The organism is Photobacterium kagoshimensis, assembly GCF_050337045.1.
In the GTDB taxonomy this organism is placed as follows: Bacteria; Pseudomonadota; Gammaproteobacteria; order Enterobacterales; family Vibrionaceae; genus Photobacterium; species Photobacterium kagoshimensis.
The window spans coordinates 391,043-406,620 of the sequence record NZ_JAKJSO010000015.1 but is presented as its reverse complement, the minus strand read 5'-3'; the positions used below and the strand labels follow the sequence as shown (position 1 = coordinate 406,620).

General features: G+C 39.5%; 17 protein-coding genes. 5 read left to right on the top strand and 12 right to left on the bottom strand.

Annotated features, from left to right (window positions below):
• Nucleotides 1-301: 301 nt before the first annotated feature.
• The 3 genes from L4C35_RS15230 to L4C35_RS15220 form a co-directional block, all read right to left on the bottom strand.
• The gene (locus L4C35_RS15230; RefSeq protein ID WP_428463686.1) at nt 302-805 is read right to left on the bottom strand and encodes an ankyrin repeat domain-containing protein; all 504 of its coding nucleotides are present in this window, start codon (nt 803-805) and stop codon (nt 302-304) included.
• Nucleotide 806: 1 nt separating this feature from the next.
• A complete protein-coding gene (locus tag L4C35_RS15225) occupies nt 807-1,235 on the bottom strand; it encodes a hypothetical protein (RefSeq protein WP_428463685.1) in 429 nt (142 codons plus the stop codon).
• A gap of 736 nt (nt 1,236-1,971) precedes the next feature.
• Complete coding sequence (locus tag L4C35_RS15220; RefSeq protein WP_428463684.1) at nt 1,972-2,169, bottom strand: hypothetical protein; 198 nt, start codon at nt 2,167-2,169, stop codon at nt 1,972-1,974.
• Nucleotides 2,170-2,273: 104 nt separating this feature from the next.
• Between L4C35_RS15220 and L4C35_RS15215 the strand changes: the two genes are divergently transcribed.
• Nucleotides 2,274-2,936, top strand: a complete 663-nt coding sequence (locus tag L4C35_RS15215; protein ID WP_428463683.1) for a hypothetical protein — start codon at nt 2,274-2,276, stop codon at nt 2,934-2,936.
• Between the two features lie 600 nt (nt 2,937-3,536).
• Here L4C35_RS15215 and L4C35_RS15210 read toward each other — a convergent pair.
• Genes L4C35_RS15210 through L4C35_RS15195 form a run of 4 tightly spaced genes read right to left on the bottom strand, consistent with a single transcriptional unit; the run spans nt 3,537 to nt 5,753 of the window.
• Nucleotides 3,537-3,968, bottom strand: a complete 432-nt coding sequence (locus tag L4C35_RS15210) for a DUF6884 domain-containing protein (RefSeq protein WP_428463682.1) — start codon at nt 3,966-3,968, stop codon at nt 3,537-3,539.
• 1 nt (nt 3,969) lies between these two features.
• On the bottom strand, nt 3,970-4,614 hold the full coding sequence (locus tag L4C35_RS15205) for an HNH endonuclease (protein WP_428463681.1): 645 nt from the start codon (nt 4,612-4,614) through the stop codon (nt 3,970-3,972).
• A gap of 43 nt (nt 4,615-4,657) precedes the next feature.
• Nucleotides 4,658-4,822 (bottom strand): hypothetical protein, encoded by a 165-nt coding sequence (locus tag L4C35_RS15200; protein ID WP_428463680.1) that lies wholly within the window; start codon nt 4,820-4,822, stop codon nt 4,658-4,660.
• A complete protein-coding gene (locus L4C35_RS15195; protein WP_428463679.1) occupies nt 4,815-5,753 on the bottom strand; it encodes an IS4 family transposase in 939 nt (312 codons plus the stop codon). The genes L4C35_RS15200 and L4C35_RS15195 overlap by 8 nt, the downstream gene beginning before the upstream one ends.
• A gap of 367 nt (nt 5,754-6,120) precedes the next feature.
• Here L4C35_RS15195 and dfrA point away from each other — a divergent pair, with 367 nt between their 5' ends.
• Together dfrA and L4C35_RS15185 are read left to right on the top strand one after the other, a co-directional pair.
• Nucleotides 6,121-6,594, top strand: a complete 474-nt coding sequence (gene dfrA / locus L4C35_RS15190) for a trimethoprim-resistant dihydrofolate reductase DfrA (RefSeq protein WP_428463678.1) — start codon at nt 6,121-6,123, stop codon at nt 6,592-6,594.
• A gap of 180 nt (nt 6,595-6,774) precedes the next feature.
• On the top strand, nt 6,775-6,972 hold the full coding sequence (locus L4C35_RS15185; protein WP_428463677.1) for a hypothetical protein: 198 nt from the start codon (nt 6,775-6,777) through the stop codon (nt 6,970-6,972).
• Between the two features lie 117 nt (nt 6,973-7,089).
• Here L4C35_RS15185 and L4C35_RS15180 read toward each other — a convergent pair whose 3' ends face one another.
• A complete protein-coding gene (locus tag L4C35_RS15180) occupies nt 7,090-7,890 on the bottom strand; it encodes a hypothetical protein (protein ID WP_428463676.1) in 801 nt (266 codons plus the stop codon).
• 640 nt (nt 7,891-8,530) lie between these two features.
• Here L4C35_RS15180 and L4C35_RS15175 point away from each other — a divergent pair.
• Complete coding sequence (locus tag L4C35_RS15175) at nt 8,531-8,707, top strand: restriction endonuclease subunit S domain-containing protein (protein ID WP_428463675.1); 177 nt, start codon at nt 8,531-8,533, stop codon at nt 8,705-8,707.
• 499 nt (nt 8,708-9,206) lie between these two features.
• Here L4C35_RS15175 and brnQ (L4C35_RS15170) read toward each other — a convergent pair whose 3' ends face one another.
• From brnQ (L4C35_RS15170) to yjjG, 3 genes are all read right to left on the bottom strand, one after another.
• Nucleotides 9,207-10,505 (bottom strand): branched-chain amino acid transport system II carrier protein, encoded by a 1,299-nt coding sequence (gene brnQ / locus L4C35_RS15170; protein WP_428463696.1) that lies wholly within the window; start codon nt 10,503-10,505, stop codon nt 9,207-9,209.
• 496 nt (nt 10,506-11,001) lie between these two features.
• Nucleotides 11,002-12,300 carry a branched-chain amino acid transport system II carrier protein gene (gene brnQ, locus L4C35_RS15165; protein WP_428463674.1) on the bottom strand — a complete coding sequence of 433 codons (1,299 nt, stop codon included), beginning with the start codon at nt 12,298-12,300 and terminating at the stop codon, nt 11,002-11,004.
• A 399-nt stretch (nt 12,301-12,699) separates the two neighbouring features.
• On the bottom strand, nt 12,700-13,380 hold the full coding sequence (gene yjjG, locus L4C35_RS15160) for a pyrimidine 5'-nucleotidase (RefSeq protein WP_428463673.1): 681 nt from the start codon (nt 13,378-13,380) through the stop codon (nt 12,700-12,702).
• Between the two features lie 237 nt (nt 13,381-13,617).
• Here yjjG and ribA point away from each other — a divergent pair, with 237 nt between their 5' ends.
• Complete coding sequence (gene ribA, locus L4C35_RS15155) at nt 13,618-14,670, top strand: GTP cyclohydrolase II (RefSeq protein WP_428463672.1); 1,053 nt, start codon at nt 13,618-13,620, stop codon at nt 14,668-14,670.
• A gap of 75 nt (nt 14,671-14,745) precedes the next feature.
• Here ribA and L4C35_RS15150 read toward each other — a convergent pair whose 3' ends face one another.
• Entirely contained in the window at nt 14,746-15,501 is a 756-nt protein-coding gene (locus L4C35_RS15150; RefSeq protein ID WP_428463671.1) for a substrate-binding periplasmic protein, read from the bottom strand.
• Between the last annotated feature and the right edge of the window lie 77 nt (nt 15,502-15,578).

The window sequence follows — 15,578 nt, the reverse complement described above, 5'->3', positions numbered from 1 at the left end:
TTTGTGGGTAAACGCGCAGTAATTATCGTGGGTATAGTTTTGAATTTGTCTGCCTTGAGTTAGGTGTTTGTCGCGCTGAATCAGTGCTGTTTTTAACTGCCTTCCATCATGGCAGGCAAGCTGCTTCACCCAAGTCGAACGGCCGGGTAACAAAGCCATTAATACGACCACCAACGCTCGGCATTCTAGGTCTGAATTGGCTGTGGTGTTTTCGGTGGTCTATCAACATGTTCGTAATACGTTGTGGCGTATTATGGCGAGCGTTATGGCTAAAATAGGCCGATCGAAATCAGCCTTATTATTAAGCATTTTCATCTAGCATCTTCAACATGTTTATGCGATGTGTTGTTGGGTTTTGTTTGATTAATCGGTGTATGAATTCTTCTAAATTTTCATTTGATGTGGGGTGTTTTGCTTCAATATTTGCTCCATTTTTGATTAAAAAAGTAAATGCTTCTATATCATCCATTAGAGCTGCGCTATGTAACGGCGGTAGGTGTTGGTCGTCATGCTTATTGATGCTGTTAATATTAACCCCTTGGTTAATTAGCGATTTTGCAACTCTAAACTTATTGTGAGTATTCGCATTTAATATAGTTGTGATCCCATGCTTATCATTGATTTCATTTATATAATCATCACTAACACCAATGTGCTCAATATAAAGAGTACATGAATTTTCATTGAGAAAAATAATATTGCTTCCAAGAGAGCAAAGAACTATTCGTTCGTCACTTATTGACGAGATTAAAGCCGAAATGATAAGTGAGAAGACTATAATGAATAGCGATAACTTTTTAAACATATTAAGCTATAACCTTAAGTTTTTTATTGTTCGGCAATATGTAATTAGGTCTTATTAATGGTGTGCTTGAATTCATTGCAATACCATTAATGAATTGATGTAATCGTGTTTTGTGCTTTATTCGTAATGCATTGATTACAAACTCATATATCTTTATTTGTCTCAAGTCACTTTTTGTTGCATGTTTAAAATAATGAGTCGCAAATCCTTTGGCAACTTTTTGTATAACCTTTTTGATTGGAAGGGTTGGATTTACGGTGCTTTCCCAAAGGCTCTGAATAAAGCCTATTTTAAATGAAGCATCAACAGCTTCTATAAGTAAAGCTTGTGCAAAACCTCTGACTCTATTGTCAATTACAATGTTGTCAATGAGCGATTTTTCAGTACCAGAAAAAAATAAATAAAAGTATTTCTTTTGTTTCTTCTTCATTGAATTTTAGTTCATGAACATCGAATTTTTGCAAGTACATAACTTTTCCTTTATTGAATGGATGTTGTTTTTTATAACTTGCAATTAATGTTGTAAATGATTATTGCTTAAGATTTTTTGCATAATGGATTGATCACCGATTTTCATGAAATATGACATTGTCAGTTTCTTCTCCTTGAAGGTTCTATCACAGAATAGCCATAACAAAGCCATCAAAACGACCACCAACGCTCGGCATTCTAAGTCCGAATTGGCTGTGGTGTTTTCGGTGGTCTATCAACATTATCGTAATACGTTGTGGCGTATTATGGCGAGCGTTACTAGACTAGGTTGAGTTCTTTTTGTGTACTTAACTCTGCAGTCGCTGTGAGTTGGTTAATTCCAGTGAAATCTGTATGCAGTAAGAATCGTTCGTCGTTTATAGCGGCTTCTTGTTTTTAACATCTCAACGACTTGCGTGAATATTCGCTGGTAACCGCACCAACTTCTGTATTTGGTTTTAACCATGGTTCGGCCGTGGCGGTTGATGCTCTGCGTACTCCCAGTTCTTAAACTTCTCATCTATTGTCGCGCCATCATCGAGGAATGCCGCTTTCAATATTGTGGTCGGTGCGTTGGCAGGGAAGTGGTTACATTTTGGTGGTTGTCGTAAGCAGTAAAATTGTGGGCGATGTTCGCGGCTTTAGTTTGGGCTGCCTTTTTATCAATATTGGCGAGCGTTTCGGGTTCATCTTTTCTAGGTAAACCATAGTGCTAACTTCATCGTAGCCGCTATTTTGTGCGTAAATGCGCAGTGATTTTTGTGGTTATAGTTTTGAATTTGTCTGCCTTGAGTTGCGTGTTTGTCGCGCTTAATCAGCGCCGTTTTTAGTTTCACTTCATCATGGCAGGCAAGCTGCTTTGGCCAAGTCAAACGGCCGGGTAACAAGGGCATTAATGTGACGCCTGACACTCGCCGTTTTTGGTTTGAAGTGTATTTGGTTTAGTAAGTTCAGTGTTGGCGCACCTTATGCCAAGCGTTAGGCAATTGGAGACAATATGAACAAAAAGCACCTGAAAAGGTTTGAAGAATTAGAGCAACAGTCTGAAGTAGTGTTATCTACTAAAAGGATGGGCACGGGAACTTACTCACAAGGTGTTGAGTATGTTGATCAGAACACACTAGATGAGTGGCGCATCAAAGCGAAAAGCTTGATCGCTAACAGCTGTGGTAAAGATTCAGAGCATTACTCGGAGTTTGTTGCCGGTGAAAATCCAACTTCATTTGAGTCAAACCTTTCGGTATTCAAACGGCTAAAAGCAATTTTTAATGCTGCTCGTGATGACTTTGAAGGTGGCTACCTGATATCGGTGAGAACCTTGGTTCAAGCGGAAGTGTTTGATAGTGAATTAGAACAAGCTACTGAACTACTTACATCAAACTATCCAACCGCAAGTGCTGTTATCGCTGGCATCGTTTTAGAAACTAGCTTAAGAGAACTTTGCGATAGAAATAATATCCCTCATGGGAAGATGGACAAAATGAATGCTGATTTAACCAAAGCTGGCGTTTATAACTCACTACAACAAAAACGAATTACAGCTATTGCAGGTATTAGAAATAGCGCTGCACATGGCAAGCACGATGAGTTTGCTCGTGAAGATGTAAGAGTAATGATATCTGACATCGAAAGATTTCTACTGACGTACTTGTTGGAATAATTGCCTAACAAACAATTTAAGAGTGATTCAGCACGCTTGGCATTTTTGGTTTGGGTTGAGTTTAGTGTTTACGGTAGTCAAATTAAGTACTGTGGTAGCGTGCTTCACACCTTAATTGGGCGTTAGCCCTTTTCTATGGAGATCCTGTGAAATTACGAAGTACTAATTTTTATCTAATTAGTTTCATTATGTGTTTGGTTTTAGCAATAATCGTTAAAGCTATTAGAACCAATTACTATGGTGTTAACGAATTAATCGACGTTTTATTGGGTTCATCTCCAAGCTTTTTGTATCTATTTGGCTTGATATCGTTCATACCACTGGTTAAAAGAGATATCGAACCTTTAAAGTTCAAAATATATACACTGTTCATTACGGTGGGTGCACTGACTTATGAGACAGAGCAATATTGGACAGCTAGAATATTCGATTTAAATGATGTAATGGCAACACTCTTGGCGACGTCCCTAATGTTGCTAGTTCACAGCAGGAAGTCAGAAACATAACAAAACAATCAAGGTGATGCATTACACTCGGCATTTTTGGTATGGAGTTCGGTGTGCTTTGTTAGTTCAGCGTTGGCACACCTTATTGTAGGCGTTAGGCAACACTCTGGCCATCATTAATCAGGACTTTGAGTTTTTGCAGTTGCTTTCCAATCGTCAAGCCTTTTAACGGAACGTTATAGTGCTTTAACTCTGGGGTTAAGTGACGACGATATCTCTCTCCTGCGAGAATTATAAATTTGCAGTTATCGATGTTCTGTAGCTTTTTCAGTGAATGCAACACCTTATCTGCCCAAAGTTGAATTTCATGATTCTTCATATTATTTAAGGTTTTATCATATGGCTCAATCTGTTCATAGGGCGTTACTAGCCCGTACTCTGCCGAAAGGATGTATATTTCAGCAGGGTTTTGTTTGGTTGCAAACTCGTAATTTAATTTAAATAGCGGACTTATATAAAGTTCACTAGCCATACACTGAATGTCTTTTTTCTTGCTCACGCAAGAAATAAGAAAAATCGTCTTCATTTTATTCCTTTGAGATTAGCTGTTTAAGTTGGCTGATGGATAAAGGTGTCTGAGAAAAGTGAACAATTGCGTGACAGTTCGGGCAAAGAGGAACTAGATCTTTTTCAGGGCTTACTTTGTAGTTGGCTTTTAAGGTGCTTAAAGGTCTTACGTGATGAATGTGGATGAAACCTTGATACTTTGCTCCATATATCTTGCCTAGATCTGCACTACACGCAATGCAAACAGTGCCATGAATTTCAATACAAGCTTTACGAGCAGCTCTACTGCGTTCGTATTTATTTACTTTGACTTGTATTACGTTGCCTTCATCGTAGTTACCAGATACCTCTTCTGGTAGCTTCTCTGGTTGGTCGTCAACTGAACGTTGAATGACAGTAAACCCTAAGTTCTCCAAAAGGGGTCTTACTGTTGCATTACCTCCATTAAATTCATTAGCTGCTAGTGCTGAGCTAGAGTGCTGAAATCTATAAGCAACTCCAACAATTGCTTTAGATGGGTATTCAAGTCCTTTATAAAGGAGAAAGTAGGATCGTGATTGTTTGTAATTGTATTTTTCTAAGAAGGCTTCGTGCCCGAGTGTATTGCATTCATCAATTGCTTTAATTATTGATAGCCTATTAGTGATTGTTGTTATTGTTCTCATTCCAGCCTCTATATCTAGTGTGGTGGTATGTTATACCATATGCCTATGGGGTGTACAGTTGCTTAACAAGGCCATCAAAACGACCACCAACGCTCGGCATTCTAGGTCTGAATTGGCTATGGTGTTTACGGTGGTCATTTGAAATAATCGTAATGCGTTGCTGGCGTTTTATGGCAGGCGCTGGCGGATCCCCACATAATTTACGCACGATAATTGTTCCTTGCCATTAGAATTAGGGTGGATTGCGCCCAACGAATTGCTGGTTCGTTGATGTGATATTCCTGCCGTCGTAAGACCTCTTTTCCTAGCCTAACAAATGATAAAACGCGTCGGTCTTTTATTGAATTGGCCTGAAAGTGACGGTGCCAACCGTTATGTTCTGCAATTATTCCAAACCACCAATAGACCATAAAAGTGAGCAGATCAATGAGCAGTAAAATGTCGAAGCGCTTAGGGTCATGAGTGCGGCTTTGGCGTAAGCCAAAACCATATTGTGGACTTTTTAAGTCTCGGAATGTTTCTTCAATTTGCATGCGTTTGGTATAGAGCCTGATGATACATCGAGATGAAAATATATTGGTTGAGATATTAGTCGCCAGCAGCCAAGGTTCTAGTGCTGACTTCTTATGCACAACCTGGGCGGAGAAGTGTTCTCGACCTTTTGGCCGATCTTTACGTTTTTTAGGTGTTTGTTTTTTATAGAGATGAAGATGACATTGCAATGACTTTCGCTTGGCTAGCTGTGTGAATCCGACATACTTAGGTTTGCTATTCGCTTGATTAAACAACTGCTTGATGTGTTGCCATTGGTTTTTTATTAAGACGTTTACATCACCTCTTACGCGTCCAAGATAACACCAACCCATGTTATTAACTTGTCTAAACCATGTATTACGAAAGCCAGCATCAGTCACGATGATAGGGATGACATGCGAGGGTAAAACAGCTTTAAAGTTATCGAGAAACTTTTGATGACTACGTGGAGAGTTGTAGTTTTGAAAGTAAAAGTTTGCTCGAAAAGCGTAACAGAACGACCATCTACAGCAATAGATGCTCTTAGTACCATATTTGCGGATATCAGCCCAATCGACTAAGACAATAGGTGTGCATTGACCGAACAAAATTGATGACAGTGCCACCGATAAATATCGAGTTTGTCGTGGTGCAGGTGATTATTACCTAATAAACGGTCAACGCGCTTAATACAGTGTTTCGTTTTGGCCTTTGAAGGAAGTGAGCGCCCTAGCAAAGTAAGCGTAAGTGCATTATTGCTAAGCAATGATTGCACCGAGTCCATGAGTGATTTTAGTCTCTTTTTTTGAATCTTCGGGCATTGATTTTCCAGCGACTCGTGTAGTATTTGAATATCACGCATCTTGTTTTCAATCTTTTGTGTTTGTGGTGAACTCATTAGATCAGAAGGTAAGGTGCGTGTCTACTTATTGAACTACAAAGGTATTTTGTGGGGATTCATAAGTGGCAAGCGTTAACCCTACGAGGAAAATCATGAAGATATCATTAATAGCGGCTATTTCTGAAAATGGAGTTATAGGTTGTGGTCCCGATATTCCGTGGTCGGTAAAAGGAGAGCAGTTGCTGTTTAAAGCACTGACATATAATCAGTGGCTACTTGTTGGGCGAAAGACTTTTGAATCTATGGGTGTGTTGCCTAATAGAAAGTATGCGGTAGTTACAAGATCAGCACTAAAATCACATGCTCAAAATGTGCTTATTTTTCCTTCAATTGAGAGTGCGCTTGAAGAACTTTCAAATTATACGAATCATGTAATTGTCTCAGGTGGAGGTGAAGTTTACAAAAGCACTATTGATAAAGCCGATATTTTGCATATATCTACAGTCCATAAATCGATTGATGGAGATATTACCTTTCCGGAAGTGCCCGATAATTATCGTTTGGTATTTGAGCAGTGTTTTGAGTCAAACATCAACTACACATACCGTATATGGCAAAAATCGTAATACCTTGGTGACGAGCTGAGTTGAAACATGATTTATCAAGTTTTGCTTACATTGCCCGCCTACTTTATTGGCTTATAGTGTGGTTTTTTAAGTATTTTGTGGTTGTTGTAATGATGGTCGGCATAATGTATTTCCGTTATTGTACTTCACATAACGTGCTTCTTTGTGATGGGGAAGTGAATGTTCGCAGGTCACCACGCCAACTTCTGTTTTTGGTTTAACCATGGTTCGGCCGTAGTAGTTGATGCTCCGCGTACTTACTCGTTCTTAAATCTCTCTGCCATTACCGCACTATTATCGAGGATAGCCGCTTTCAATAATGTGGTCGGTTCGCTGGCAGGGAAGTGGTTACATTTTGGTGGTTGCCGAAAGAAATAGAATTGTGGGCGATGTTCGCGGCTTTAATTTGGGCCGCGTGTTTGTCGCGCTTAATCTGAGCAGCTTTTAATTGCACTTCATCATGGTAGGCAAGCTGCTTTAGGGCTTTCGGTAGTCTCATCGTGTTTGGGAAAAGCGCTTTGCCAGTTTATTTCGCATGAACTTAACTAATGATGTGAAAATATTACTGAAAGTCAGGGGCACCAGTGTGAGCAGGCCATTCCCGTTTATATACCCCGGGTTAATGCGAATATAAAATTTAACTATCGGGTTCGTATGGTTTAGCCAGAAGTGTCTGTCTGCGTCTGAATCATTTGTTATCCAACCAACATTTCTGACTAACACGTCCTGCTTCGCAATCGGTTCAAGATGGAAAATATTTGCTAACTCCAGCATGAATTCTTTGGTTTTATTTGGAACGGGACTATTTCCACGTGGATAGTATTGATTAAAATAGCGGGAGAACATATACAGAACAGAAGGATGAACAAAAGAACCGAGATAATAGACCTCACGAAATGGGTGCCTTATTCGATACTTTATTGCTTCATTAAAGGCAAACCATAAGGTCTGACTACGTCCACGATATGCTCGTAAAATGCCAGCTTCTGCTCTGAAAATGACGAAGTGTCGACCACAAATATCTTTGTTAAAACGGTGGACAACACAATATCCAACCCACTCATTGAGACTATTTTTATACACGCGAATACGCGTCCAATCCGCTGGAGAATCAATCACATATGAGACAAACTGTTCTTGTGTGACGCCACTAAATATTTTTGAATGAAGCTGGTACAGTGAATCAATCAAATGTCCCTTTTCTGCACTGGACAAACTGCAAGGATTGATAACATCAGAGCCTTTGATGGTAAGAGCCACAGGAGTGCTCTGTTGTCTATTTACCTTGTTTTTCATTAAATAGTTCCGCAAATTTAAGGGCCAAGCTGTCTACTGCAAAGGCTTCTCGTTCGAATACCTAAAGCCTAGTTTAATTTAACTTCCTTTGTTGGCACTTCACTTAATATTCCTTAATGATATTATCCGAAAGTAGGGGATCGACGTTTTATAATAGGTTGATTAGTTAGTGCCATGTATTAATTGAGTTTCTAGTCCGTTAAGTATTCCCATTTAATGGCTTGTTCTACTCAGCAGCTCTGATCTGAACGCTAGTTCGTTTAGCGGGTTTAGCGAATACGTAATATTCATTATGGTTGTATGTTAATTAACCAACAAGGACGTTGTGTGTATGGATGCAAGTTTACTGGGGGTTTTCGTTACGGTCGCGATTGCTCATTTTTTAGCGCTACTTAGTATCGTTAAATCTGTCATTATACGTCAGTAAAAATATAGCAAGTCATTCATATATGTAGTAGATAATCGATTAAGAAGTTATAGCAACTTGGAGTAAGAGTCCCCCTTGACATTTTCAATACTAAGAACATGCTTTTAAATTAAGCATTTAGCCAAATTTCCTACATTGCAGGTAAAGGGATCAATTCTTATTTTTTGGGATTACGTTATACTCAGGACAGAATTTGTATTAGTGAGATAAATCATGCTTGATAATCTATCGATTGATCCTGAAGCGATCAAAAAAGAACCTGAATTGCCGATCCCTTCACTAGAAGAGCAACAAGCTATTGTTGCAGAGCTAAAGCGCTTGGAAGATGCTGGTGAGTTGACGCCAGAAATTTTATCCGACTTTATGACGGGTAAGCGTAAGCCTGAATAAGTATTTTTAAGTGAGTATTACCAAAATACTTACCTTCAGTTAGTGAAAACGGCCGCGATGAGTGGCCGTTTTTTTATGCGGTATGTGACTATGGTTCTATTTACTCTTGTGTCAACAAGTGAATTTGTGCACAAGGTCAAAGTTCGAAAATGTTGAATGCATCGCAAAATTATTGACGGTTTCTCTTACGCACTCTGTTTTATAGTACTTTAGGTGCTGTAAGTTTAGAGGAAAGAGAAATAGTGCCATGAAATGGTTATTTGATTTTAAAGGAATGAAAACGCGCTATAAGATCATAAAGAAGCAACATTGCTATTTTCTTTATGAGCGGAAATTTTTCTGTCTATGGAGGACAGATGGCAACACATACCAATCAAAACATGATGCAAGTAGTGCTATCCCATATTGATATCAAATTGAACGCAAGACTAACTAATCCACATCTAAATGGAAAAATCCCCTGGTGCTGAGCAAACAGGGGATTTTTATTGTCAGTCGATTAAGCTACACATGCTTTTCGCTGATTGACAATAGAGAACAATGCGTTGAATGTTAGTACGATTACACAAGGTAGTAACCAGCTAGCATGTGCATTGTACAGCGGAAGCGTATCCTGTAATTGGTTATGAACATTGCTAGGCATTAGGTCTAAAATAGCCAGTGCATCAATGGCACCAAACACTAATGTCACGACAAGAACAGAGGCATGACTAGGCTTGATTTTCGAATTGATTGAGCTGACAAATGAAGCCATAACCAGTGCGATAGCAACTGGGCACAGCAGTAGAATCGCAGGGAGACTGACCTGAATGATCTGCGCAAGGCCAAAGTTAGCAACAACACATGTTAGTGCAACAACAATGATAGATGTGAGCATAAATGGCGCTTTAAATGATGAGCGATAATATTCAGCGCTCGCATTTGTTAGGCCTACTGTTGTCGTTAAGCATGCCATGATAATGATAGCTGCAAGTAAGACTTGACCATAGTCACCAAAAATACCGTGTACGTAAAGCGTCAGGATCTCGCCACCATTTGTTGCACCATTAGCGATAGTACTTGATGTTGCACCTACATATCCCATCGCAAGGTAACAAGCGCCCATTAGTACGGCATAAATACCTGCCACATAAAGTGAAACACGAGCAACATCTTTAGGTGCCGTTACACCTTTGGCATTGATAGCTTGAATAATCACCCAACCAAACCCCACGGCAGCAATACCATCCATTGTCATATAGCCTTGGATTAAACCATGGGTAACTGCACTATTTTGATAATCAGCACTCGGTAGTTGTGGTACACCTAATGGTGAGACCAGAGCGGCAACTGATAGTGCGATTAACATTAATATCAGCGCTGGCGTCATGAATTTGCCAATGTAATCAACAAGTTTTCCAGGAGTGAACGCAAGTAATAAAGTGATGCCACAAAAGATAAGAGTAAAAAGGAGTAAGTGGTCGCCTTCAACAAAAGGCTTAATGCCCATTTCATAAGCCACGGTGACAGCCCTAGGCATACCAAAGGCTGGCCCGATTGAAGTGAATAGTAAAACCCAAAATGCTTTACCAAGCCAAGATGGCAAGGCTTTGGTTAGATTATTTGTATTAGCGATACGGCCTAAGACAATTAAGGTAAACGCTGGCAGGCCAACGGCAGTGATCAAAAAACCCATCATAGCAGGAAGTAGATTTGTTCCCGCTTCAAGTCCCATTGATGGTGGGAAAATCAGGTTACCTGCGCCAAGAAAAAGGGCAAATGTCATTAAGCCTATGGCGAGTAAATCTTGTGTTTTCAATGTCGTGTTCATTGACTGTCCTACAATATTTATTGTGTGAACCGTCTAACGAGCTAATGAAGGGATAAAGTAAATATAGAGGGATACTACCTTTCCATCAGCTCGGCTGACGGAAAGTTATCACCGTCAGCCTAGCGAATAATCGCTAGAATAATGATGATAATTGAGTTTGTTGCGCGCACAGCTAACTCTGTCTTATATGAGTTTTTAGCAATGAGTCTAGCTGTAAGTGAAAACATAATGAACCTATATTCAATCTCGGCAACGCATTTACAATATGCGGAATGAAGATAGATGTAAAGTCTTACCTTGAACAAAACACTAACTTTTATTGAAAGCTTATTTTGCTTGATATGCTCGCGTGATAATTGAGCGATTAATACTATTGCGTGTGATATTAAACCTACTGCGGGAAAGGGATCTTGGTGAGATAAAAGAGAGAGATGGCAAGTCGACCGCCAGTGTGAATTAACTGGCGGTGACTTTTATGGCGAGATTATGCAGCTTCAGTGTTTGTTATTTGTGAACGTAGTTTAATGTTTAAGCCCACAAAGATGATCACAACAGGGATTAGCCAGCTTAAGTGATATTCATACAGAGGTAGCCACTGATTAAGCTGGGTGTGAATCGTGTTAGGAATCATATCTAACACTGCAAATGCATCGATACTGCCAAAAATAGTCGCGGCAATAACTACCTTGCTTTGCTGGCCGGCTTTAATAACATGTTTTGGTAAAAAGATGATACTTAGGATCAGCGCGATTGCGATAGGACACAGGATCAAAATCGCGGGTAAGCTTACGGTTATGATCTGCTCTAAGCCCACATTTGAAACCGCAGCCGTTAGAGCGGTTACAACGATAGCACTGCGATGAAAGGGAATATTGTATGTATTGCGGTAGTACTCTGCATTCGCATTGGTTAGGCCAACGGTTGTTGTTAAGCATGCCATTAAGGTAATACCAGCAAGGAGTAATTGACCTGCATACCCAAATTCACCCGCAGCATAACGTGTTAGTATTTCCCCACCATTGGCAGCGTTTGGAGCGATAGTAGATGACGTCGCCCCCAAGTATCCCATCGCTAAGTAGCATAGTGACATAAGCACAACGTAAATAAGTGCAATCCATTTACTGTATTTTGCTAAGTCAGCTTTACTGGTCACGCCTTTACTCTTGATGGTGTTAATGATCACCCAGCCAAAAGCGACAGCTGCGATGGCATCTAATGTCATATACCCTTGGATAAGTCCGTTAACGATAGGTTGTTCTAGGTAGTCTTGTGTTGCGGGTAAGCTCGTGCCCAGAGGGTTGATTAGTGCAGCTACCACTAAAAGCGTTAACATGGCAATTAAGGTCGGCGTCATTATTTTGCCTATATAATCTAGAAGCTTACCTGGCTTTAGGGCTAACGCTAAGGTAATGGCACAAAAGATAATAGAAAAAGGGAGTAATAAGTTAGCGTCGGTAAAAGGCTTGATACCCATCTCGTAAGCGACAGTAACAGCACGAGGAAGAACGAATGCAGGGCCTAAGGTTGTTAATACTAAAAACCAGAAGGTACGATTCATCCAAGACGGTAAAGCACTGGTGAGTTTTTCTGCAGAAGAAAGTCGACCAAGCACTAAAATAGTGAGGGCGGGTAAGCCTACAGCTGTTAGTAAGAAACCTGCAATCGCGATTAACCAGTTTTCGCCTGCTTGTTGTGCCATTAGTGGTGGGAATATTAGATTGCCTGCTCCGAGGAACAGCGCGAAGGTCATAAAACCTATGGCTGCTAAATCACGCTTTTTCATGAACTAACCTTTTTTGTAATGTTTGCGTTTAGGTCAGCTTGGCGTGGGAGAAATGCAGAGTTATTACTATTTCATCAGCCAGGCTGACGAAATAACTTATCTGTCAGCGTTAGTGAGAGACCACGACGACGACAGAGACCACAGTGTGAGACGCATTCGAAAGTGCGCTTGAACATACATTTGTACTGTTAGTAAATAACATTGGCATGATCCACATCTGTGTTTAAGAAGAATAACCACAACATAAAGGGATATGTTGTGGTTGTAAAGCATTTAATTTCGGTATGTTATTTGGCTGATATGCGCTTCGTGTAGTGCTTTTGCCCAAAAAGGATGTGGGACTCCCTCCATTGAAAAGCTGTGTGGTGGTAAGCATATTGCCAAATGTGTAGTAGATGCTTAATAGTGTGGTTTTAACATAGTGTATAGCTCGTGTAGGGAACTAACTTGGAAGCAAGGTTTGACATCTTTTGGTACAGGCAGTAGTGAACTGTTTAGCCAGCATGTAGAAATACCAACGTTATTCCCGCCTAAAATGTCAGAATGTGGGTTGTCGCCCACCATTAAAACATCGCGTTTGTCGGGATTCCCCATTTGCATAAAAGCATGTTCAAAAATTCCCCGATCTGGTTTTGCAACACCGACTTGCTCTGAAATAACTAAAGTAGAAAAGTGTTCAGCTAAACCAGTGCGCTCGAGTCTAATTTGCTGAAGCTCAGTAAAACCGTTAGTTATGATGCCCAGTTGTACTTTTCCTTTCAAGAAATCTAATAGTTCTTTTGCACCTGGTAATGGCGCGCAAATGTCTGCCATTGCAGATAAAAATGCACTGTTTAGTTCTGTGGTTGTTACTTCTAACTTATGTGCCCATGATTCAAAACGCGTGTGCTGCAGCTCTTGAGCTGTAATTTTTCCATCTTGATAATCAACCCACAATGGTTTGTTTACTCGTTGGTAGTGAGCAAAGTCATCTCGGCTAAAAGATATGTCAAATCGACTAAACATCAGCTTTAAGCCTTCATAAGCATCAAAATGAAATAATGTTTCATCCGCATCAAATAGAATCCATTTGAAGTTCATTTTTTATCCTTTCTGTAATGCAAATTGAAATTTTCTTTGTTTTGTAATCACGTTTTATGCGTGATTCTAAGCTTCATAATACTGTGCTGCAATGCTAAAAAATAAAATTCACAAATGCCACATGATGAATATGTAAATGGACTAGACTATAAAATATGTCGATAAAAACAGACATGTTTGTTACATCGAAAAGACATATCGTGGCTAGGGTACTGTTAACGTTATGGAGCAACTAAAATGGTAGATGAAATATTTTTTTATGAGCCTCAAGATCCTCATGGTTTTTTGTCTAATTTTTCAGCAAACCCAATATCATTAAGTAATATAGTATGGCCAACCAGTGAACACTATTATCAAGCTCAAAAGTTCACTGATAAAAGCATTCAAGAACAGATACGTAATGCACTTACCCCAGATGCTGCGTTTGAATTAAGTCGTGAATATCAAGATCAAGTAAAAGCGGATTGGATGGAAGTTCGAACGACAGTTATGCGCTATGTTGTCTTTGAAAAATTCCGCCAAAACCCTAATTTGACTCATCAGTTAGTGTCGACAGGCAACAGCGTAATTAAAGAGCATTCGCACAAAGATGCCTTTTGGGGAGATGGTGGTGATGGTCGAGGTCAGAACGAATTAGGTAAAATTTTGATGGAGGTTCGAAGCCACTTTGCACAACAAGAACCTTTTAATCACGTCTATTTTGTTGATAGTGCAAAGCTACCCACACAGTGGGGTATATTTCAAATGTATGGTTTCACCGAAATTTCTACAGGTAAAGAACACCTTGCACTCGTTTATGGTGAACTTGATTCTGGGACACCGCCGCTTATTCGATTACATTCAGAGTGTCTGACTGGGGATGCCTTATTCAGTGCCCGCTGTGATTGTGGATTTCAACTAGCCAGAGCAATGGAAAATATTGTGCAAGCTGGTAGTGGTGTCTTGTTTTATTTGCGTCAGGAAGGTCGAGGAATTGGCCTTATTAACAAAATTCGAGCTTATCACTTGCAAGATCAAGGCGCAGATACAGTGGAAGCGAACGAACAGTTGGGCTTTAAAGCCGATATGAGAGATTATACTTTTTGTCGTGGAATGTTGAGTTTTCTAAATATAAAATCAGTGAAGTTAATGACCAATAACCCACGAAAAGTAAATGCACTTAAAAGTGCAGGAATAGAAATTGTCGAGCGAGTTCCATTACAGGAAGGAAATAATCCGCATAATGAAGGGTATTTAAAAACAAAAGCGAGTAAGCTAGGGCACCTGTTTGATAAAAACTTCGTAAACTAAAATTATTTATTGTTAGTTGTCGCTAATGCAATAAGAGTTATTCAGCTTACGAATACCTCTTATTGCTATTTATGGTTAAATGTATTGGTTAACAATGCGATCTAATTCTCCATTTGACTTCATGCTTTTCAATTTGTTATTTATAAATTGTTGAATCGATTTGTCCATATTTGGGTCTAGCGCTAAATAGATAGAGTAGTCGGGGATTACTATATTAAAAGACTGTGTCTTGTATTGTTTATCATCTAAGCCAAGTTTGGCAAAATTATATTTTATGCGTGAATCCATCTCAACGAATGTTGCAACGCCCTGTAACTTGTTAACAATGCGAAATGCCGCTTGATAATCTTTTACACGTAGCTCCTCTATTTTACCCGATTCAATGTATGGGATTAGTTGAGGGTAGTCAAAGCCATGAAGTAGAACAACAATTTTGTTATTGATATCTTTCATGTCTTTAAAGGTAAATTCATTGTTTTTACTACTGAGTAGAACATGTTTGACCGTGTAAATAGGTTCTTCTGATAAGTTTTCAGCTTGAACACCGCCCCAAGATGGGCTGCCATAAGTAATCCAATTAGGTTGACCACCATCTTCAAGAATCGAGATCATTCGGTTAAACGGGTATGAGTGATAGTTGATCGCATAGCGACTATCTTCAAATATTTTTTTTACAATGTCAGTCACTATTCCGCTGTGTTGATTTTCATTGTTTTCAATCTGGAATGGGGCGGCTTGTTTCGATATCACATAATAATTAACATCCTGTGCTGTAACTTGGACTGTAGTAAAGCCAAAAAGTAATCCTGCGATAATGTTTATTAGTTTCATTGCTAAAATCCCTTTTTATTAATTCTAATTGACTGTCTATTATTAGATTAGTAGAAGAAAATATAAGTGTGAGTTTA

What these genes read in the sequence shown, in the direction of transcription:
- ribA (WP_428463672.1), top strand. Translation starts at nt 13,618, where the DNA reads ATGGTAGATGAAATATTTTTTTATGAGCCTCAAGATCCTCATGGTTTT.
- L4C35_RS15150 (WP_428463671.1), bottom strand. Translation starts at nt 15,501, where the DNA reads ATGAAACTAATAAACATTATCGCAGGATTACTTTTTGGCTTTACTACA.
- L4C35_RS15210 (WP_428463682.1), bottom strand. Translation starts at nt 3,968, where the DNA reads ATGAAGACGATTTTTCTTATTTCTTGCGTGAGCAAGAAAAAAGACATT.
- L4C35_RS15175 (WP_428463675.1), top strand. Translation starts at nt 8,531, where the DNA reads ATGCTTGATAATCTATCGATTGATCCTGAAGCGATCAAAAAAGAACCT.
- L4C35_RS15180 (WP_428463676.1), bottom strand. Translation starts at nt 7,890, where the DNA reads ATGAAAAACAAGGTAAATAGACAACAGAGCACTCCTGTGGCTCTTACC.
- L4C35_RS15185 (WP_428463677.1), top strand. Translation starts at nt 6,775, where the DNA reads ATGTTCGCAGGTCACCACGCCAACTTCTGTTTTTGGTTTAACCATGGT.
- L4C35_RS15205 (WP_428463681.1), bottom strand. Translation starts at nt 4,614, where the DNA reads ATGAGAACAATAACAACAATCACTAATAGGCTATCAATAATTAAAGCA.
- yjjG (WP_428463673.1), bottom strand. Translation starts at nt 13,380, where the DNA reads ATGAACTTCAAATGGATTCTATTTGATGCGGATGAAACATTATTTCAT.
- L4C35_RS15225 (WP_428463685.1), bottom strand. Translation starts at nt 1,235, where the DNA reads ATGAAGAAGAAACAAAAGAAATACTTTTATTTATTTTTTTCTGGTACT.
- L4C35_RS15230 (WP_428463686.1), bottom strand. Translation starts at nt 805, where the DNA reads ATGTTTAAAAAGTTATCGCTATTCATTATAGTCTTCTCACTTATCATT.
- brnQ (WP_428463674.1), bottom strand. Translation starts at nt 12,300, where the DNA reads ATGAAAAAGCGTGATTTAGCAGCCATAGGTTTTATGACCTTCGCGCTG.
- dfrA (WP_428463678.1), top strand. Translation starts at nt 6,121, where the DNA reads ATGAAGATATCATTAATAGCGGCTATTTCTGAAAATGGAGTTATAGGT.
- L4C35_RS15215 (WP_428463683.1), top strand. Translation starts at nt 2,274, where the DNA reads ATGAACAAAAAGCACCTGAAAAGGTTTGAAGAATTAGAGCAACAGTCT.
- L4C35_RS15220 (WP_428463684.1), bottom strand. Translation starts at nt 2,169, where the DNA reads ATGCCCTTGTTACCCGGCCGTTTGACTTGGCCAAAGCAGCTTGCCTGC.